The sequence below is a fragment of the Streptosporangium longisporum genome (assembly GCF_039534895.1).
Classification (GTDB): domain Bacteria; phylum Actinomycetota; class Actinomycetes; order Streptosporangiales; family Streptosporangiaceae; genus Streptosporangium; species Streptosporangium longisporum.
Genome location: NZ_BAAAWD010000006.1, coordinates 1845787 through 1864200 on the forward strand (window position 1 = coordinate 1845787; position 18414 = coordinate 1864200).

19 protein-coding genes are annotated in these 18414 nt (G+C 72.8%); 10 read left to right on the forward strand and 9 right to left on the reverse strand.

Features of this window, described 5'->3' with window-relative positions; translation table 11 throughout:
- Positions 1 to 48: 48 nt before the first annotated feature.
- The 3 genes from ABD832_RS12550 to ABD832_RS12560 all read right to left on the reverse strand — a co-directional run bounded on the left by ABD832_RS12550 (position 49) and on the right by ABD832_RS12560 (position 2518).
- Positions 49 to 600, reverse strand: coding sequence for a VanZ family protein (locus ABD832_RS12550; RefSeq protein WP_344893043.1), 552 nt, complete (start codon positions 598 to 600; stop codon positions 49 to 51).
- A gap of 314 nt (positions 601 to 914) precedes the next feature.
- Entirely contained in the window at positions 915 to 1658 is a 744-nt protein-coding gene (locus tag ABD832_RS12555; protein WP_344893047.1) for a dienelactone hydrolase family protein, read from the reverse strand.
- Positions 1659 to 1759: 101 nt separating this feature from the next.
- A complete protein-coding gene (locus tag ABD832_RS12560) occupies positions 1760 to 2518 on the reverse strand; it encodes an IclR family transcriptional regulator (protein WP_344893050.1) in 759 nt (252 codons plus the stop codon).
- Positions 2519 to 2594: 76 nt separating this feature from the next.
- Between ABD832_RS12560 and ABD832_RS12565 the strand changes: the two genes are divergently transcribed.
- The 9 genes from ABD832_RS12565 to kynU all read left to right on the forward strand — a co-directional run bounded on the left by ABD832_RS12565 (position 2595) and on the right by kynU (position 11063).
- Entirely contained in the window at positions 2595 to 4049 is a 1455-nt protein-coding gene (locus ABD832_RS12565; protein WP_344893053.1) for a 2-hydroxymuconic semialdehyde dehydrogenase, read from the forward strand.
- Positions 4042 to 4842, forward strand: coding sequence for a 2-keto-4-pentenoate hydratase (locus ABD832_RS12570; RefSeq protein WP_344893056.1), 801 nt, complete (start codon positions 4042 to 4044; stop codon positions 4840 to 4842). Before ABD832_RS12565 ends, ABD832_RS12570 begins: the two co-directional genes overlap by 8 nt.
- Positions 4839 to 5819 (forward strand): acetaldehyde dehydrogenase (acetylating), encoded by a 981-nt coding sequence (locus ABD832_RS12575; RefSeq protein WP_344893059.1) that lies wholly within the window; start codon positions 4839 to 4841, stop codon positions 5817 to 5819. Before ABD832_RS12570 ends, ABD832_RS12575 begins: the two co-directional genes overlap by 4 nt.
- Entirely contained in the window at positions 5816 to 6973 is a 1158-nt protein-coding gene (dmpG, locus tag ABD832_RS12580) for a 4-hydroxy-2-oxovalerate aldolase (protein ID WP_344893063.1), read from the forward strand. The genes ABD832_RS12575 and dmpG overlap by 4 nt, the downstream gene beginning before the upstream one ends.
- The gene (locus ABD832_RS12585; RefSeq protein WP_344893066.1) at positions 6970 to 7740 is read left to right on the forward strand and encodes a 2-keto-4-pentenoate hydratase; all 771 of its coding nucleotides are present in this window, start codon (positions 6970 to 6972) and stop codon (positions 7738 to 7740) included. Before dmpG ends, ABD832_RS12585 begins: the two co-directional genes overlap by 4 nt.
- Complete coding sequence (locus ABD832_RS12590) at positions 7737 to 8159, forward strand: RidA family protein (RefSeq protein ID WP_344893069.1); 423 nt, start codon at positions 7737 to 7739, stop codon at positions 8157 to 8159. The genes ABD832_RS12585 and ABD832_RS12590 overlap by 4 nt, the downstream gene beginning before the upstream one ends.
- Complete coding sequence (locus ABD832_RS12595; protein ID WP_344893072.1) at positions 8156 to 8671, forward strand: 3-hydroxyanthranilate 3,4-dioxygenase; 516 nt, start codon at positions 8156 to 8158, stop codon at positions 8669 to 8671. The genes ABD832_RS12590 and ABD832_RS12595 overlap by 4 nt, the downstream gene beginning before the upstream one ends.
- Before the next feature lie 3 nt (positions 8672 to 8674).
- On the forward strand, positions 8675 to 9646 hold the full coding sequence (locus ABD832_RS12600; RefSeq protein ID WP_344893074.1) for an amidohydrolase family protein: 972 nt from the start codon (positions 8675 to 8677) through the stop codon (positions 9644 to 9646).
- 184 nt (positions 9647 to 9830) lie between these two features.
- Positions 9831 to 11063, forward strand: a complete 1233-nt coding sequence (gene kynU, locus ABD832_RS12605) for a kynureninase (protein ID WP_344893076.1) — start codon at positions 9831 to 9833, stop codon at positions 11061 to 11063.
- A gap of 19 nt (positions 11064 to 11082) precedes the next feature.
- On the opposite strand, the gene ABD832_RS12610 is transcribed toward kynU, so the two are convergent.
- The 4 genes from ABD832_RS12610 to ABD832_RS12625 all read right to left on the reverse strand — a co-directional run bounded on the left by ABD832_RS12610 (position 11083) and on the right by ABD832_RS12625 (position 15441).
- A complete protein-coding gene (locus tag ABD832_RS12610; RefSeq protein WP_344893078.1) occupies positions 11083 to 11772 on the reverse strand; it encodes a hypothetical protein in 690 nt (229 codons plus the stop codon).
- A 228-nt stretch (positions 11773 to 12000) separates the two neighbouring features.
- Entirely contained in the window at positions 12001 to 13596 is a 1596-nt protein-coding gene (locus ABD832_RS12615) for a CocE/NonD family hydrolase (RefSeq protein ID WP_344893081.1), read from the reverse strand.
- Positions 13597 to 13699: 103 nt separating this feature from the next.
- Complete coding sequence (locus ABD832_RS12620) at positions 13700 to 14149, reverse strand: DUF3237 domain-containing protein (protein ID WP_344893083.1); 450 nt, start codon at positions 14147 to 14149, stop codon at positions 13700 to 13702.
- Between the two features lie 80 nt (positions 14150 to 14229).
- The gene (locus ABD832_RS12625; RefSeq protein ID WP_344893086.1) at positions 14230 to 15441 is read right to left on the reverse strand and encodes a flavin-dependent oxidoreductase; all 1212 of its coding nucleotides are present in this window, start codon (positions 15439 to 15441) and stop codon (positions 14230 to 14232) included.
- 73 nt (positions 15442 to 15514) lie between these two features.
- Here ABD832_RS12625 and ABD832_RS12630 point away from each other — a divergent pair, with 73 nt between their 5' ends.
- Complete coding sequence (locus ABD832_RS12630; protein ID WP_344893088.1) at positions 15515 to 16018, forward strand: MarR family winged helix-turn-helix transcriptional regulator; 504 nt, start codon at positions 15515 to 15517, stop codon at positions 16016 to 16018.
- 65 nt (positions 16019 to 16083) lie between these two features.
- Here ABD832_RS12630 and ABD832_RS12635 read toward each other — a convergent pair whose 3' ends face one another.
- Entirely contained in the window at positions 16084 to 16452 is a 369-nt protein-coding gene (locus ABD832_RS12635) for an MmcQ/YjbR family DNA-binding protein (protein WP_344893091.1), read from the reverse strand.
- Positions 16453 to 16610: 158 nt separating this feature from the next.
- On the reverse strand, positions 16611 to 18344 hold the full coding sequence (locus ABD832_RS12640) for a pyruvate dehydrogenase (RefSeq protein WP_344893094.1): 1734 nt from the start codon (positions 18342 to 18344) through the stop codon (positions 16611 to 16613).
- Between the last annotated feature and the right edge of the window lie 70 nt (positions 18345 to 18414).

Consider the following 18414-nt stretch of genomic DNA (forward strand, 5'->3'; position numbering starts at 1 on the left):
TGGGAGAATCGTGCCCCTGTGGCGATCTCCAGGGGTTTTCCCGGACCGTTACCGTGGAACGGTCCCGGCCGGTATCCGCGCCGCCCACCACCGCCGCGTGACGAGGGCGCCCACGACGGCCCCCGCCGTGTTGACGATCACGTCGTCGACGGAGCTGACCCTCCCCAGGCTCAGGGCGTACTGGAGCGTCTCCACGGTGAGCGACGCGGTCGCCGCCACCGCCGCCACGGCCGCGACCCCGGCGGGCGAGGCGAACCGCGCCGAGCGGACCGGGAGCATGGCGCCGAGCGCGGCGAGGACCAGAAGGTTGCCTCCGACCTGCACCAACGCCGTCTGCGGTGGTCCGCCGAGGACCGTCCGCAGGTCCGCGAGAGGGATCGGGCTGACACCGCCGGGGCCCGCGGCGGGGGTGAGGATCATCCAGATCCAGGGGGCGGTCCCGGCCGTCGCCACCACGTCGGCCAGGGCGGTGCGGAGGGGGTGGGGGTGACCCGCGCGGGCGCGGCGGAGCGCGAGAAGACGGACGGCCACGACGGCCACCGGGACCGCGAGGAGGGCCGCCACGACGACGTCTCCCCACATCTGCCACGCCTGGTCCATGAGGCAATGATGCCGGTCCGCGGGACGGGCTGGGAGGCTCGCGGGGGTACGGGAAGGTGACCTTCCGGCAAGGGCCCGCGGTGGCCTCCCGGGGACGTGCGAGGACCTCGGGAGGACCTCCGGTCGGCTCCGGGAGTCCTCGAAGGTCGTTCAGGACTCCCGGAGCCGACGGCCGCCTTTCCCCGGGGCCGCTTTTTCCCAGGGCCGCTTTCCCCCGGCCGGTTCAGGGCCGGGCGGGCGCCTCAGGGCCGGGCCGACTCAGGGTCGGGCGGGGTGTCTGGGCCGGGCAGGTGCCTCAGGGCGGGGCGGGTGCCTCAGGGCCGGGCGTCCGGCTCCGGGGCGGACGTCCACGGGGAGTCCGGGCTCAGGTGGCGGCCGAGGAAGGCCACGGTCCGGGCCCAGGCGGCCTCCGCCGCCACGGGGTCGTGGAACCGCGGGGCCTCGTGGTTGTGGAAGGCGTGACCGGCCTGCTCGGCGACGTACATCTCGACGTTCGGCCGCCCGGCCGCGGCCTCCTCCACCGCGGCGACCTGCTCGCGCGGGATGAAGGGGTCCGAACCGCCGAAGACGAGCAGGAGCGGGCCGGTGATCTTCTCCATCATGCCCGTGGCCTCCGGCACGGCGGAGCCGTAGAACGACACGACCGTGCCCACCTCCATCGTGGCCGCGAGGAGGTAGCCGATCGAACCGCCCAGGCAGAACCCGACCACCGCCGACCCCTCTGCGGCCTCGGGCAGCTTCCGCAGGTGCGCCAGGGCCATCGCCGCGTCGGCCACCCCCTGGGGCATGTCGAACGCGCCGCCCATCTCCATCGACCTGGCCGTCCCGGCCTCGTCGTGCTCGGCGACCCAGTTGGGCCGCATCCGCCAGAACATGTCGGGGGCGCCGACGACGTACCCGAGCGCCGCCAGGTCCTCGGCGACCTTCCTGATGTACGGCCCGACCCCGAAGATCTCCTGGACCAGCAGGACGACCGGTCCCCGGCCGCTCGGGGGCAGCCAGAGATGCAGATCGAACGAGCCGTCGGTGATGGTGACCGTCTCGGTGCGAGCTTCCACGAGAATCCTCCTGGCGGGTCCGGAATCGTCAACGAGCAGTGAATCGCATACCCGCCGGGCGTGGACAGATGTGGGGCCCCGCCACGCGAGCCCCCGCACCGTCAGATGGTCCTGGCCAGGGCGCGGGAGATGCCCAGGGCGGCGGCCTTGACCGCGGGGGCCAGCCGGGCCGGGTGGAAGCGGGCCAGCGGGACCGAGACCGAGAGCGCGGCCACGGCCACGCCGTCGCCGAACACCGGGGCCGCGATGCAGGCGCCGCCCGCCTGGGCCTCCTCGCGCTCGTACGCCAGCCCCGAGGCCTGGACCTGGCCGAGGGCCTCCTCCAGCCGTCGCGGGTCGACGATCGAGTGCGGGGTGAGCCGGCGCAGCGGGCGGCCCAGGACCTCCTCGATCAGGTCGGGGCCGGAGTAGGCCAGCAGGGCCTTGCCGATGCCGGTGCAGGTCAGCGGGAGGCGACCGCCGACGCGGGACGGCAGCGCGAACGCCTCCTGGCCCTGGATCTTCTCGACGTAGACCACGTCCAGGCCGTCGCGCACCCCCAGGTGGACGGTCTCGTGGGTGGCCTCGTACAGATCGTGCATGAAGGGCAGGGCCGCGTGTCTCAGGTCGCGTTCCCCGGGCACGATGCTTCCGAGCTCGAAGAGCCGGCGGCCGAGGTAGTAGCCGTCCGGGCGGCGGGTGATCGCACCGATCTCGGTCAGCTCGGTGAGGAGCCGGAAGGCGGTGGTCTTGGGCAGGTGGCAGCGCTCGGTGACGTCGCTCAGCCGCAGGGGCCCTCCCGTGGGGCGGAACGCGTCGAGGACGAGCCATGACTTCTCCAGCATGGAGAGCCGGTCGGGGTTCCGTCTCACGGAACGCATTGTTGCCTATGTGCGGCCTTCCGCTCTATACCCATACGTAGTGACCTCATGAAAACGTGATCCCCAGGGAGCAGCCGTGTCCGACCAGGTCGACCACTTCATCGGTGGGGTGCCGGTCGCCGAGGGAGCGACGTTCACCGTGTACGACCCGGTGACCGGGTCGGCCGTCCGGGAGGTCCGGGAGGCGGATCGGGCGGTCGTCGACCGCGCGGTGACCGCGGCCCGCACCGCCCTGCCCGGGTGGGCGGCGCTGCCGGTGGCCGCGCGCGCCGCCTGGATGCGCCGCCTCGCCGACGCGATCGAGGAGCGGTTCGAGGACCTGGTGGCCGCGGAGATCGCCGACACCGGCAAGTCGGTCGTCCAGGCCCGCACCCTGGACATCCCGCGCGGCGCCGCCAACTTCCGGTCGTTCGCCGAGATCGCCGCCCAGCATCCGGAGAACGCGTTCCACCTGACGGACGTGCTGAGCTACACCGTGCGCAGGCCCCTGGGGGTGGTCGCGGTGATCGTGCCGTGGAACCTGCCGTTCCTGCTGGCGACCTGGAAGCTCGGACCGGCGCTCGTGGCGGGCAACACCGTCGTGGTCAAGCCGTCGGAGCACACCCCCGGCTCGATGGCGGTGCTCGCCGAGATCGCCGCCTCGATCGGGCTGCCGCCGGGCGTCCTCAACGTCGTGCACGGCTTCGGAGCGGGCTCCACCGGGGAGTTCCTGGTGGAGCACCCGGGCGTGGACGCGGTCACCTTCACCGGGGAGAGCCGGACCGGATCGGCGATCATGAAGGCGGTGGCGGACCGGGTCAAGCCCGTCTCGTTCGAGCTGGGCGGCAAGAACGCCGGGCTGGTCTTCGCCGACGCCGACCTGGACGCGGCGGTCGAGGGGAGCGTGCGGTCGGTCTTCACCAACGGCGGCCAGGTCTGCCTGTGCACCGAGCGGCTCTACGTGCAGCGGCCCGTCTTCGAGGAGTTCACCGAGCGGCTGTCCCGTCGGGCCGGACAGCTGCGGTTCGGCCGTCCTTCCGACCCCGACGCCACCATGATGCCGATGATCTCCGCCGAGCACCGTGACAAGGTGCTCTCCTACTACGAGCTGGCCGCGCGCGAGGGCGCCGAGATCCGCACCGGGGGCGGCGTGCCGACGTTCGGCGACGACCGCGACGGCGGCTACTACGTCGAGCCGACCGTGCTGACCGGCCTGCCGCACGACTCCCGGGTGAACCGGGAGGAGATCTTCGGCCCGGTCTGCCACATCGCCCCGTTCGACACCGAGGCCGAGGCCGTGGCGCTGGCCAACGACAGCGAGTACGGCCTGGCGGCGACCGTGTGGACCTCCGGCCTGAGCCGGGCCCACCGGGTCGCGCAGTCGCTGGAGGCCGGCCTGGTCTGGGTCAACACCTGGTACCTGCGTGACCTGCGCACCCCGTTCGGCGGGGTGAAGCTGTCGGGCATCGGCCGCGAGGGCGGCACGCGCTCCCTGGACTTCTACTCCGAGCCCACCACGATCACCATCAAGCTGGAGCCCGAACATGACTGAGTGGAGCGAGGCCACCGACGTGTACGCCGAGGCGGCCGACCGGCTGCTGGAGGCGGCCCGGAGCGGCAAGCCGTGCCCCCCGGTGCGCGACATGCTCCCGGCCGGGAACGCCGAGGCCGTCGGGTACGCCGTACAGGAGGTGAACACCAGGCGGGCGCTGGAGCAGGGGCGCCGCCCGGTGGGCAGGAAGATCGGCCTGACCTCGCAGGCGGTGCGGCGTCAGCTCGGCGTGGACAGCCCGGACTACGGGATGCTCTTCGCCGACATGGCCTACCTGGACGGCCTGACCGTCCCGGTCGGCCGCTTCCTGCAGCCCCGGGTGGAGGCGGAGATCGCGCTGGTCCTGGGCAGGGACCTGAAGGGCGGCCCGTTCACCGTCGCGGACGTCATCCGCGCGGTCGACTTCGCGCTGCCCGCCATCGAGATCGTCGACAGCCGCATCGCGGGCTGGGACATCACGCTCGTCGACACGGTCGCCGACAACGCCTCCAGCGGCGCGTTCGTCCTCGGCAACACCCCGGCCGGCCTGCGCGGCCTGGACCTGCGCCTGGCCGGGATGACCATGAGCCGGCGCGGCCAGGAGGTCTCCACCGGCGCGGGCGCCGCCTGCATGGGGCATCCGCTGAACGCCGCGGTCTGGCTGGCCGACGCGCTGGGCCGCACGGACTTCCCGCTGAGCGCGGGGGACGTCGTGCTCACCGGAGCGCTCGGCCCGGTGGTGGACGTCGAACCCGGCGACGCCTTCGAGGTGCACATCGACGGCCTGGGGTCGGTAAGGACGGTCTTCTCGTGAAAGTCGCGATCATCGGTTCCGGGAACATCGGCACCGACCTGATGTTCAAGGCCCTGCTCTCGGAGAGGGTCGAGGTGGTCGCGATGGCCGGCATCGACCCGGACTCCGACGGCCTGGCCCGTGCCCGCCGCCGCGGCCTCGCCACGACCAGCGAGGGCGTCGAGGGGCTGGTGGCTTTGCCCGGGTTCGACGAGGTGGACGTGGTCCTCGACGCGACCTCGGCCGGGGCGCACCGGCACAACGACCGGGTGCTGCGCGCGCACGGCAAGCGGGTCGTCGACCTGACCCCGGCCGCGATCGGCCCCTACGTGGTGCCCTCGGTCAACCTGGAGGCCCACCTGGCCGAGCCGAACCTCAACATGGTCACCTGCGGGGGGCAGGCCACGATCCCGATCGTGGCGGCGGTCGCCTCGCGGACGCCCGTCCGGTACGCCGAGATCGTCGCCTCGATCGCGTCCCGGTCGGCGGGGCCGGGCACCCGGGCCAACATCGACGAGTTCACCGAGACGACCGCCCGGGCGATCGAGCGGGTCGGCGGGGCCGCCAGGGGCAAGGCGATCATCGTGCTCAACCCGGCCGAGCCGCCGCTGATCATGCGTGACACGGTCTACTGCCTGGTCGGCGACTGCGACGAGGCCGCCGTGACCGGGGCGGTGCTGGACATGGTGGAACAGGTCAGGACGTACGTGCCGGGCTACCGGCTCAAGCAGGAGGTGCAGTTCGAGGAGATCGGGGCCGGGGAGCCGCTGCCCGACGGCACCCGCGACGGCGGCGTGAAGGTGACCGTCTTCCTGGAGGTGGAGGGCGCCGCCCACTACCTGCCCGCCTACGCCGGCAACCTCGACATCATGACCTCGGCCGCGCTGCGCACGGCCGAACGCCTCGCCGCCCCGGCCACCGCCGCCACCGCCTCGGCCACCGCAGCTGCCGCTCCGGCCGTCACCGCCTCGCCGCGGAGCGCGGAGGTGGGGGCATGAGGCTGTACGTGCAGGACGTGACGCTGCGGGACGGCATGCACGCCGTCCGGCACCGCTACACCGTCGGCCAGGCCGCCGCCATCGCCGCGGCCCTCGACGCCGCCGGGGTGGCGGCCATCGAGATCGCGCACGGCGACGGCCTCGCCGGGGGCGGCTTCAGCTACGGTGTGGGCGCGCACACCGACGACGAGTGGATCGAGGCGGTCGCCGGGGTCGTGCGGCGGGCGAGGCTGACCACCCTGCTGCTGCCGGGCATCGGCACCGTCCGGGACCTGAGGCGCGCCCACGCCCTCGGCGTCACCTCGGTGAGGATCGCCACCCACTGCACCGAGGCCGACGTCTCGGCCCAGCACATCTCGGTCGCGCGCGAGCTCGGCATGGACGTGGCCGGGTTCCTGATGATGTCCCACCTGGCCCCCGCCGACGAGCTGGCCCGGCAGGCCGCGCTCATGGAGTCCTACGGCGCGCACTGCGTCTACGTGACCGACTCCGGCGGCAGGCTGACCATGGACGGGGTGCGCGAGCGGATCCGGGCGTACCGCTCGGTGCTGCGCCCGGAGACCGAGATCGGCATCCACGCGCACCACAACCTGGGGCTGGGCGTGGCCAACTCGGTCGTCGCGGTGGAGAACGGCGCCTGCCGGGTGGACGCCTCCCTGGCCGGGATGGGCGCGGGCGCGGGCAACTGCCCGATCGAGGCGTTCGTCGCGGTGGCCGACCTGACCGGCTGGGAGCACGGCTGCGACCTGTACGCGCTGATGGACGCGGCCGACGACCTGGTCAGGCCGCTGCAGGACCGGCCGGTCCGGGTGGACAGGGAGACGCTGACGCTCGGCTACGCCGGGGTGTACTCCAGCTTCCTGCGGCACGCCGAGGCCGCCTCGGCGCGCCACGGGGTCGACACCAGGGCCATCCTGACCGAGGCGGGCCGCCGCCGGATGGTGGGCGGCCAGGAGGACATGATCGTGGACATCGCGCTGGACCTGGCCCGCTCGGCGGCCCCGGGGAACCCGGCGTCCTCGGCGTTTTCGGCGGATCCGGTGACTCCGGGGAGCCCGGCGGGTTCGGACGGGGCGGCCGGTCCGCGGGAACCGGCGCGTCCGGCGGACCCGGTGCTCTCCGGGCCGGGCACCCGTTCGGAGGAGAGGGCATGACCGACCTGCACCGGCTCGCGGCCGTCCTGGACGAGGCGGCCCGCACCGGCCGCGCCGTGCCCAGGCCCGAACAGGACTACGACGTGGCCGACGCCTACCGCGTCCAGGAGGAGCTGATCCGGCTCCGCCTGGAGCGGGGCGACCGGCTCGCCGGGGTGAAGCTGGGCTTCACCAGCGAGGGCAAGCGCCGCCAGATGGGCGTGCACGACGTCATCTTCGGCCGCCTCCCCGCGTCGTCCGCCATCGCCGACGGCTCGTACGTGGACGTGTCCGGCCTCGTCCATCCGAGGGTGGAACCGGAGGTCGTCTACCTGCTGGGCCGGCGCATCGCCTCGCCCGCCGACGCGCTCGCGCCGGACGCCGTCGCGGCCGTCGCGGTCGGCGTCGAGGTCATCGACTCGCGCTACGAGGACTTCCGCTTCTCGCTGCCGGACGTGATCGCCGACAACACCTCGGCCGCCGGGTACGCCGTCGGCCCCTGGCAGCCCCACGACCCGTCCCGGTGGAACCTGGGCGTCGTCCTGGAGATCGACGACCGGGTGGTGCACGCCGGGTCGACCGGTGCGATCCTGGGGGACCCGCGCCGCGCCCTGGCCGAGGCCGCGCGCCTGGCCGCGCAGGTGGGAATGGTCCTGGAGGAGGGGTGGATCCTGCTCGCCGGGGCCGCCACGCCCGCCGAGCCGCTCCTGCCGGGCGCGCGGGTACGGGCCGAGATCCAGCACCTGGGCTCGGTCTCGTTCACCGCGAAGGAAAGGGACACACCATGAACGAAGGACTCGTCGTCGCCGGGAAGGCCGTCCCCCGGGGCCGGTTCCCGCACGTCAAGCGGGCGGGTGACTTCCTGTACGTGTCGGGCACCAGCGCGCGCAGGCCGGACGACACGATCGCCGGGGTCCGGACCGACGCGTCCGGCAAGATCACGCTCGACATCGCCGAGCAGACCCGGGCCGTGATAGAGAACATCGGCGACATCCTCAAGGCGGCCGGGGCCGACCTGAGCAACCTCGTGCAGATCACCACGTACCTCGTGAACATCGACGACTTCGGCGGCTACAACGCCGTCTACGCGGAGTACTTCGACGAGAGCGGCCCGGCCCGCACGACCGTCGCCGTGCGCGAGCTGCCGCACCCGCACCTGCTCATCGAGATTCAGGCCGTCGCCCACCGACCGGAGGATCGCCCGTGATCAGCCCCATCGACTTCACCGCATGGATCGACGAGCACGCCCACCTGCTCAAGCCCCCGGTGGGGAACAAGATGGTCTTCGAGCGCAGCGACGACTTCATCGTCATGGTCGTCGGCGGCCCGAACGCGCGGACCGACTTCCACATCGACCCGTACGAGGAGCTCTTCTACCAGATCCGCGGCAACATGCACGTCAACGTCATGACGCCGGAGGGACCCCGGACCGTGCACGTCCGCGAGGGCCAGATGTGGCTGCTCCCGGCGAACACCCCGCACTCGCCGCAGCGTCCCGAGGAGGGGTCGGTCGGCCTGGTGGTGGAGCGGATCCGCCCTGAGGGGGTGCTGGAGAGGTTCCTCTGGTACTGCCCCGCGTGCAGCGCCGTGGTCCACGAGGTGGAACTGCAGGTCCGGAACATCGTGACCGACCTGCCGCCGATCTTCCAGGCGTTCTACGACGACGAGAAGGCGCGCACCTGCGGCGCCTGCGGAGCCCTGCACCCGGGCAAGGGATAGCCGGTGATCGTCGACGTCCACACCCACCACGTCCCCGCGGGCTGGCCGGACCTCGGCTGGCCGGGGGCGCCCCGGCTGCGGATCGACTCCGAGCGGGAGGCCGTCATCCTGCTCGGCGACCGGGAGTTCCGCCGGATCGCCGACGACTGCTGGAACCCCTCGGTCCGGCTGGAGCGGATGGACGCCGACGGGGTGGACGTGCAGGTCGTCTCGCCGACCCCGGTCTTCTTCTGCTACGACCGCCCGGCGGCCGAGGCCGTACGGGTGGCGAGGATCTTCAACGACCTGGCGCTGGAGATCTGCGCCTCCGAGCGGCTGGTGCCGTTCTGCCAGGTTCCGCTCCAGGATCCCGACCTGGCCTGCGCCGAACTGGACCGGTGCCTGGCCGCGGGTCACGCGGGCGTCGAGATCGGCAACCACGTCGGGGACCGCGACCTGGACGACGAGGGCGTCGTCCAGTTCCTGCGGCACTGCGCCGACGTGGGCGCGCCCGTCTTCGTCCATCCGTGGGACATGACGGGCGGGCCCCGGCTGGACCGGTGGATGGCGCGGTGGCTGGTCGGCATGCCCGCCGAGACGCACCTGTCGATCCTCGCCCTGATCCTGGGCGGCGTCCTGGACCGGGTGCCGGAGACGCTGCGCCTGTGCTTCGCGCACGGCGGCGGCTCGTTCGCCTTCTGGCTCGGCCGTTTCGAGAACGCCTGGCACCGCCGCGGTGACCTGGTCGGGGTCTCGGAGTTCCCGCCGTCGCACTACCTCGACCGGTTCAGCGTGGACTCGGTGGTGTTCGACGAGCGGGCGCTGCGGCTGCTGGTGGACACCATGGGGGAGGACCGGGTCATGCTCGGCTCGGACTTCCCCTACCCGCTGGGCGAGTCCCCGGTGGGCGCGCTGGTCCGCGGCGCGGGGTTCCTGTCGGAGGCCGCCCGCGCCAAGCTGCTCGGCGGCAACGCCGTCCGCTTCCTGGGCCGCTGAACCCGCCTGCCGAGCCCACCGAGCCCGTCGCGGGCCCGCCACCAAGCCCGCCCGTCTGGCCCACCGAGCCCGCCTGCCTGGCCTACCGCGCCCGTCGCGGGCCCGTCGCGGGCCCGCATGCGGGGAGTCCCGGCGGTCACGGCATGATGGACCGGTCGCCAGGCGCCTACCCCGGAGATGACCCGTGGCCCTCAGTCGTGCGGAGTGCGTCGCCCTCGACGCCGCCGATCCCCTCAGCCGGTTCAGGGACGAGTTCGTCCTGCCCGACGGGACGATCTACCTCGTCGGCAACTCGCTGGGCGCCCCGCCCAGGGCGGCGGCCGCCGCGGTGGCGAGGGCCGTGGAGCAGGAGTGGGGAGGCAGGCTGGTCGGGGCCTGGAACGCCTCGGGCTGGTTCGACCTGCCGCTGACCACCGGTGACCGGATCGCCCCGCTGATCGGGGCGGGACCCGGTCAGGTGGCGGTGGGCGACAGCACCTCGATCGCCATCGTCAAGACCGTCTCCGCGGCCCTGGGCCTGCGCCCCGGACGCCGGGTGATCGTCTCCAACCCGGCCGACTTCCCCACCGACCGCTACGTGGTCGAGGGGCTGGCGGGGGCCCTGGGCGGCTACGAGATCCGCGACGTCAGCGGCCCCGATGCGCTCCCGGACGCGCTCTCCGGCGAGGTCGCGTGCGTGCTGCTGTCGGAGGTGGACTACCGGACCGGGGCCCGCCACGACACGGAGGCGATCACCGCGCTGGTCCAGGAGTCGGGCGCGCTGATGATCTGGGACCTGTGCCACAGCGTCGGCGCGTACCAGGTGGACGTCTCGGCGGCCGACTTCGCGGTGGGCTGCACCTACAAGTACCTGAACGGCGGCCCGGGGGCCCCGGCCTTCGTCTACGTCAACCCGCGTCACCAGGACGAGGCCCGTCACCTGCTGACCGGCTGGCACGGGCACGCGGCGCCGTTCGCCTTCGAGCCCGGCTTCCGCCCCGCCGACGGCATCCGGCGCTTCACGGTCAGCACCCCGCCGGTGATGTCCTTCGCCCCGCTCAACGCCTCGCTCGACATCTGGGAGCACGTCGACCTGGCCGCCGTTCGCGCCAAGAGCGTGGCGCTGACCTCGCTCTTCATCGAGCTGGTCGAGGAGTTCTGCGCGCCGTACGGGCTCTGGCTCGTCTCGCCCCGGGACCCGGAGCGCCGGGGCAGCCAGGTGAGCTTCGGCCACCCCGACGGCTACCCCGTCATGCGCGCCCTGATCGACCGGGGCGTCCACGGCGACTTCCGCGCACCCGACGTCCTCAGGTTCGGCTTCGCGCCGCTCTACATCCGCTTCGCCGACGTCCACGACGCGGCCGTGCTGCTGGCCGAGGTGCTGAAGAAGGAACACTGGCGCGACGACCGGTACGGCCGGCGCCTCGCCGTCACCTGAGGACGCGGCGCCGCGGGGCTCAGTACTCGCTCAGCTTGCGTCCCCTGTACATCGGGTGGCTGGTCTCCCAGTACCTCCAGCCCTCCACCCGCGCGGGGATGTTGGCGATGCCCGCGGCGACCCGGTGCACCCGGCAGTTGTAGACCCTGCGCCAAGCCGTGAAGCCCACCCGGTAGCCGAAGACGCGGTACCACAGGTTGCCGTACTTGCCCTCGCTGACCTCCTGCGTGTACTCGTGCCCGGTCTCCACGACGTACTCCTCGGCGACCAGCGGGTTCACCAGGTTGCGGAACTGGCGGACCAGTTCCTCCCTGTCGACCGAGTTGACCCTCTCCCGCTCGACCTCCATCTCGGCGTACACCCGGTGCTGGCGGTTGACCGAGGCCGTCATCGTGCCGCCCGGACCGTCGATGAACCGGGTACGCGGTACGAAGAAGTTCCTCGGCCGCAGGTGGTGGAAGCTGAAGTAGGACTTCGGACGGCAGACGCGCTGCGCCTCTCCCCGGACCGTGCCGGCCGGGGCCAGACCGCCGCTGACGGACGGGTCCGGGTCGCGCGGGGTGTTCAGCACCGAGGCGCCTGCGGGCGCGGACAGGGTGACGGCCAGCGCGAGGGAAAGGAGTCCCGCCACCGGGAGCGTCACCGTCCGGTGCCCCCCGCACCGGACGCGGGGAACCGCGGTGTTCGTCTGGAGGCCGGGTGTGGACATGGAGACACCGTTCCTTTCGAAGCGCGGTCCGTGGCCGCGACCGGTTCGCGGGCCGCGGGGCGGCTGCTCTCTGCCGACGCGCCGAGCGGCTCAGCGTGACACTGATGATGCTTACAGTGACGATTGATGCCTATGTGGTGCCACGCCGTGCCCCACTCCATGAAATAGGGAAAGGGCAGGTGAAAAGACGTTTACACCGATTGCCCGCCTACCCCGGCCCCCCTTTTTCTAGCGGGGGACGACCGGCAGGGTGATGAAGGAGCCGGGGAAGACGGTCTGGTGCTGGACGACCAGCTCGTCCTCGGTCGTCTCGGCACCGGTGCGGCCGGTGCCCGGGTTGCGGTCGAAGCGCGGGAAGTTGGAGCTGGAGATCTCCACCCGGATGCGGTGCCCGGCCTTGAAGACCTGGCTGGTGGCCACCAGGTCGATCACGAACTCGGCGGGACGGCCCGGCTCGGTACGGGCCCTGAGGATGCCGTCGATCACGCTCATCGCCCGGCCGTCGGGGTGGACGTCGACCAGCTTGGCCGTCCAGTCGGTGGAGACCGCGGAGGTCGCGGCGCGCAGCGTGACGCTCAGCGGTCCCGTCACCTCGATGTCGGCGTCCAGGACGTCGGTGGTGAAGCAGAGCACGTCGGGGCGGAGCTCCACCTCGCGCTGGTCCTGCGGGCCGACGTTTCCGGCGTCGGCGAACAGCACCGGGCCGCCGACCGTGGGGACCGGGTCGCGCGGGTCGAAGACGAACGTCATGGGGGTGTCCCCGGCCGGGACGTCGGTCGACAGCCCGCCGTCGGGGTGCAGGTGATAGCGGGTCCCGACCGCGCGGGCCAGGGGCCACGCCTCCTCGTCCCGCCACACGTCGTCGCCCATCACGAAGATCCTCACCGCGGGCCCGCGGTCGGCACCCCGCAGGAAGTCGAGCTGCCGCGCCTCCACCCGGGCCGCGGGGGCGGAGGCGGCGAATCCGAAGTCGAGGGCGCCCGTGCTCGCGCCGTGCGACCACGGCCCGACGACCAGCGGCCCGCCCAGGCGGCGGTGGTTCTCCAGGGTCCCGGCGAGGAACACGTCGAACCAGCCGGCCGTGTGCATGACCGGCACCTCGATGTCCTCGTGCCGCATGGTCCCGGCCAGCTCCCGCCAGTAGTCGTCCCGCTCGGGGTGCGAGATCCACTCCTCCCACCACGGGATGCCCGGGATGTCGCGCAGCGGGAGCGTCCGCGCGGCCCGCGCGGGGGCGCCGATGACGGGCCGCAGCTCGGCGAACCCGGCCCTCACGTCCTCGCCCGCCTGGGCCGCGTGCGTCAGGGTGAGCATCGCCTGCATCGACCCCCAGTACAGCGCCGAGCCCAGCGCGAAGGCGCCGCCGTGGTACTTCAGGCCGTCGTGGAAGTCGTGCGGGGTCATGGTCGCGACCACGGCCTTCAACCCCGGCGGGCGCAGCGCCGCCGCCTGCAGCGCGCACCCCGCGAGGTACGACATCCCGTACGCCATGACCTCGCCGTTCGACCACGGCTGGGCGGTGATCCACTCGATGGTGTCGTAGCCGTCGGTGCCCTCGTCCAGCCAGGGCCGGAAGACACCGTCGCTGCTCCCGCGCCCCCGGCAGTGCTGGAACACCACCGCGAACCCGGCCTCCAGCGCGGGGATCTTCGGCACCGCGCGGAACGACCCCTCGCCGTACGGGGAGCGGACGAGCAGGGTCGGGAACGGGCCGCCCGAGGCCGGGCGGTGCACGTCGCCGCGCAGGATCGTGCCGTCGCGCATTCGGAACGGGGTGTCGTGCTCGGAGGCGAGCGGCAGGGGCGCGCGGTCGAGGTTCGGCATCGGGGCTCCTCGGGTGGCTCGGGCGATTCGGGCGATTCGGGCGGCTCGGGTGGCTCGGGTGGCTCGGGTGAGGGTGGTTCGGGTGAGGGTGGCTCGGGGTGGTTCAGGTCAGGGTGCAGGCGTCGTAGCGGACGGCGTTCGCGGTGCGGCTCCCCGAGGCCACGGCCAGGGTGCGGTTGAGCCACAGGTACCGCGCGTCACCGGTCTCGAAGCGGCAGAAGAGCCGGAAGTAGTACTCGTCGGGATCGACGGGCTCGCCCCTGGACAGGCGTTCCATGACCGGCGCCGGGCCGTGCCGTACCCCGCTGGTGGAGATGTACAGGTGCGCGCCGTCGTGGGTGCGCAGGGTGTAGCGGGTGTCGATGCTGGCCATGCCGTCGGCGTGCAGGACCTGCCAGTCGGCCCCGCCGGGCAGCACGGTCCCGGCCAGCCGCGCCCCCTCGAACGAGCCGCCCACGATGTTGATCACCCGGCGCCTGCCCCACGGGGTGTCGCCCAGGTCGAGGATCGGGTCGAGTTCCACGTGAAACGTGGCGAGCGGTTCGAGGTTCAACGGTCCACGCTCCATGGGTGCTCGGCGGTCCGCGCTCCGCGGACACGCGGTGATCGGTGTCCGGACGGGGTCGCGGGCGGTCAACGGTCCACGCTCCATGACGGGCGCTCGTTCAGCGAGACCGGGTCGAAGCCCGCCGTGCGCTTGTACGACGCGGCGATCTCGGCCCGCTCGGCGAACGGGACGACGCTCTCCACGTCGTCGAAACCGTCCGGCGCCCGGTCGTGGGCGAGCTTCATGACGACCTCGGGCCCCATCCTCCGGTTGGAGAGCTGCAGGGCGGTCGTCACCGGGCGCCTGGTCGCCTCGTACGCCGCCAGGTCGCCGCGGGCGAGGAAGTGGGCGAGCACCCGCGCGTCGATGATCGCCTGGGAGGCGCCGTTCGAGCCGATCGGGTACATGGCGTGGGCGGCGTCGCCCAGCAGGGTGACGTTGCCCGCCGTCCAGTACGGCAGCGGGTCGCGGTCGACCATCGGGTACTCGTAGGCCGCCTCGGCACCGGTGATGATCCCGGGCACGTCCAGCCAGTCGAAGCGCCAGTCCGCGAAGTGCGCGGCGATCCGCGCCGGGTCCGCGGGACGGTTCCAGTCGGCCGGTCCCGAGGCCGCGCCGTCCACCGGCCGTTCGGCGATCCAGTTGATCAGCGTCCGCTCGCCCGTCGCGATCGGGTAGGCCACGAACTTCTGGGTGCCGTCACCGGCCATGATCATGGATCGCCCGGTCAGGAACGGCTCCCCGTACGTCGTGCCCCGCCACAGGAGAAGGCCGTTCCACGGTGGCGGGCCCTCGCCGGGGAACAGGTGGGCCCGGACCGCCGAGCGGATGCCGTCCGCGCCGACCAGCAGGTCGTCCGGGCCGATCGGCACCTCGTCCGTCCCGGCGCGCGGGGCACCGGTGCCGGTGAAGGTGACGCGGCTGCCGGTGCGCACGGCCCGCGGGCCCAGGCGCTCGGTCACGGCCTCCAGCAGGAGCATCTGCAGGCGTCCGCGGTGGACGGAGTACTGGGGCCAGGCGTAACCGGCGTCGATCCCCCGGGGCTCGGACCAGATCGGCGTGCCGTACCGGTTGAAGTAGGCCAGCTCGGCGGTGGCCACCCCGGCCCCGGCCAGCCGGTCGGCGAGACCGAGCTCGGTGAGCTCGCGCACGGCGTGCGGCAGCAGGTTGATGCCCACGCCCAGCGGGCGGATCCGTTCGGCCGCCTCGTGCACGACCACGTCCTCGAAGCCGGCCGCGTGCAGGCTGAGGGCCGTCGCCAGCCCGCCGATGCCGCCTCCGGCGATGACCACCCGCACGGGCGCCTCCGGTGAATGTTGTTATGGCCATAACAATATTCACGCCGGACCTCACCTGCGCAAGACTTGCCCGGTGGACAGAGCAGATCTGCGGTACGCCGCCTACGCCAGGGAACGCCTGGCGGCCATGCCGCCCCCGGCCGACGCGGAGGCCTTCGCGCTGGCGTACAACCTGCTCCAGCTGGCCTACCTGCTCGTCACCGACCTGGAGACCCGGATCCACCGCCCGCGCGGCTGGACCCTCTCCGGTTTCCGCCTGATGTTCAAGCTCTGGCTGCTCGGCCCCACCCGGCCCGTCAGGCTCGCCGAGATCTCCGCGATGTCCCGCTCGGCGGTGACCAACGCCGTCAACACGCTGGAGCGTGACGGCCTGGTCCGGCGTCGCCCGGACCCGGGCGACGGGCGGGCCGTGGTGGTCGAGCTCACTCCCGCGGGCCAGAGCGCGGTCCGGGAGATCTTCACCGAGCAGACGCGCCGGGAGCAGGAGTGGTTCTCCCCGCTGGCGCCCGGCGAGCGCGACGAGCTCACCGGCCTGCTCGGCCGGATCCTCGCCGCCCGCCCGCAGGACGTCCCCTGACCTCCGGCACGCGCGCCGGGCCGGAAGGCGCCGGGCCGGAAGGCATCGGGTCAGGAGGCGCCGGGTCAGGAGGTGTCGAGGCGGGCGACGAGCCTCTTGGGGGCGACGGCACGGTAGCTCTCCTCGACCCAGTCCAGGAGCACCTCGGTCTCCGGCAGCGGGCCGGTCAGCGGGATCGTCACCCATCCCGTCCTGCCCAGCCCGTACCCGGACGGCCGGGCGCCCGGGAGCGCCAGGGCGTGCCCGTTCGACTCCGGCAGCTTCACGCCGACGCTCGGACGCCACTTCTCCGTCGGCTCCTCGACGCCGAGGAAGAGGAAGATCTTCTTGTTCACCTTGACGACCGTGTCGCCCCAGGGGTGATCCTCGTAGCACTCCGGCAACCGCAGCGCGAACTCGCGCAGCGTCTCGCGGACCTCACGCCAACCGTCCATGGCGTCATTGTGGGCCCCGCCACCGACAGTTCCGGCGCCCCGCCCGGGGACGCCGGGACGTCGCGCGCCTGCGACGCCGGACACCGCGCGTGGGAACGCGGAACGCCGCGCGTCAGGGACACGGGACACCGCGTACCAGGAACGCGGGACACCGCGCGTCAGGGACGCGGGATGCTGCGCAGGTTCGCCTTCGCCATGTCGATCATGCGTCCGACCCCGCCGGTGAGGACGATCTTCCCGGCGGCCACCGCGAACCCCTTCACCTGCCCCGCGCTCACGTGCGGCGGCATCGCCAGCACGTCCGGATCGGTGACCACGTCCAGCAGGAAGGGGCCGGGCGTGGCGAACGCCGTCCGGAGGGCCTCGCGCACGTCCGCGGGGTCCTCCACGCGCAGTGACGCGATGCCGGCCGCGGCGGCGATGGCCGCGTAGTCGACGGGGGCGTTGTCGGTGCCGTGGTCGGGCAGCCCGTCCACCAGCATCTCCAGCTTCACCATGCCGAGCGAGGAGTTGTTGAACACCACGGTCTTCACCGAAAGGTCGTGCTGCCGGACGGTGAGCAGCTCCCCCAGGAGCATGGCCAGCCCGCCGTCCCCGGACAGGGACACGACCTGCCGCCCCCGGTCGGCGAACTGCGCGCCGATGGCGTGCGGGAGCGCGTTGGCCATGCTCCCGTGCCAGAACGAGCCGATGACCCGGCGGCGGGCGTTGGGGGTGAGGTAGCGGGCGGCCCAGACCGTGCACATCCCGGTGTCCGCGGTGAACACCGCGTCGTCCGCGGCCAGCTCGTCCACCAGGTTCGCCACGTACTCGGGGTGGATCGGCCGGTGCTTTTCGATGTCGTGGGTGTACGCCTCCACCACATCCTCCAGCGCCTTGACGTGACGCGACAGCATCCTGTCCAGGAACCGGCGGTCCGTCTTCTGCGTGACGTGGGGCAGCACCGCGCGGACCGTCGCGCCGACGTCGCCGTGCACGGCCAGCTCCAGCGGGGTCCTGCGGCCCAGCCGCGCCGCGTCGTGGTCGATCTGGATCGTGCGCGCGCCGGGCAGGAAGTCGTCGTACGGGAAGTCGGTCCCGGCCAGCACCACCAGGTCGGCCTGGTGCATCGCCTCGTAGCAGGAGCCGTACCCGAGCAGCCCGCTCATCCCCACGTCGTAAGGGTTGTCGTACTGGATCCACTCCTTGCCGCGCAGCGCGTGCCCGACCGGCGCGAGCGTGCGGCCGGCCAGCGCCATGACCTCGTCGCGGGCGTGGCGGGCCCCGGCGCCGCAGAACAGCATCACCTTCTCGGCCCGGTTCAGCGCGGCGGCCAGCTCGGCCACCTGGTCGGCGGGTGGCATCACGGTGCCCGTCCGGGTCAGCAGGTCGTGCTCGCCCAGCGACTGCGGGACGTCCAGGTCGGCCACGTCGCCGGACAGGACCACCACCGAGACGCCGCCGAGACCGATCGCCCGCTGGACGGCGGTCCGCAGCACCCTGGGCATCTGGCCCGGTGAGGCGATCGTCTCGCAGAAGTGGCTGCACTCCACGAACGACCGCTCGGGGTGGGTCTCCTGGAAGAACCCGGTGCCGATCTGCGTGGAGGGGATCTGGGCGGCCAGCGCGAGCACCGGGGCGCCGCTGCGGTGGGCGTCGTAGAGTCCCTGCAGCAGGTGCGTGTTACCGGGCCCGCAGCTTCCCGCACAGACCGCCAGGCGGCCGGTGACCTGCGCCTCGGCCGCCGCGGCGAACGCCCCGGCCTCCTCGTTGCGCACGTGGACCCACTCGATGCCCCCGGCCTTCCTGATGGCGTCGACCACCGGGTTCAGGCTGTCGCCCACCACCCCGTAGATCCGCTCCACCCCGGTCTGGCGCAGGACCTCGATGAACTGTTCCGCGACGGTCGCCATGGTGCCCCCTCGTGTACGGCGTCACCGGGGTACGTCACCGTATTTCGGCGGATCACTCCGTTCGCTCCGA

What these genes read in the sequence shown, in the direction of transcription:
- ABD832_RS12550 (WP_344893043.1), bottom strand. Translation starts at nt 600, where the DNA reads ATGGACCAGGCGTGGCAGATGTGGGGAGACGTCGTCGTGGCGGCCCTC.
- ABD832_RS12560 (WP_344893050.1), bottom strand. Translation starts at nt 2,518, where the DNA reads ATGCGTTCCGTGAGACGGAACCCCGACCGGCTCTCCATGCTGGAGAAG.
- ABD832_RS12570 (WP_344893056.1), top strand. Translation starts at nt 4,042, where the DNA reads ATGACTGAGTGGAGCGAGGCCACCGACGTGTACGCCGAGGCGGCCGAC.
- dmpG (WP_344893063.1), top strand. Translation starts at nt 5,816, where the DNA reads ATGAGGCTGTACGTGCAGGACGTGACGCTGCGGGACGGCATGCACGCC.
- ABD832_RS12585 (WP_344893066.1), top strand. Translation starts at nt 6,970, where the DNA reads ATGACCGACCTGCACCGGCTCGCGGCCGTCCTGGACGAGGCGGCCCGC.
- ABD832_RS12590 (WP_344893069.1), top strand. Translation starts at nt 7,737, where the DNA reads ATGAACGAAGGACTCGTCGTCGCCGGGAAGGCCGTCCCCCGGGGCCGG.
- ABD832_RS12610 (WP_344893078.1), bottom strand. Translation starts at nt 11,772, where the DNA reads ATGTCCACACCCGGCCTCCAGACGAACACCGCGGTTCCCCGCGTCCGG.
- ABD832_RS12615 (WP_344893081.1), bottom strand. Translation starts at nt 13,596, where the DNA reads ATGCCGAACCTCGACCGCGCGCCCCTGCCGCTCGCCTCCGAGCACGAC.
- ABD832_RS12635 (WP_344893091.1), bottom strand. Translation starts at nt 16,452, where the DNA reads ATGGACGGTTGGCGTGAGGTCCGCGAGACGCTGCGCGAGTTCGCGCTG.
- ABD832_RS12640 (WP_344893094.1), bottom strand. Translation starts at nt 18,344, where the DNA reads ATGGCGACCGTCGCGGAACAGTTCATCGAGGTCCTGCGCCAGACCGGG.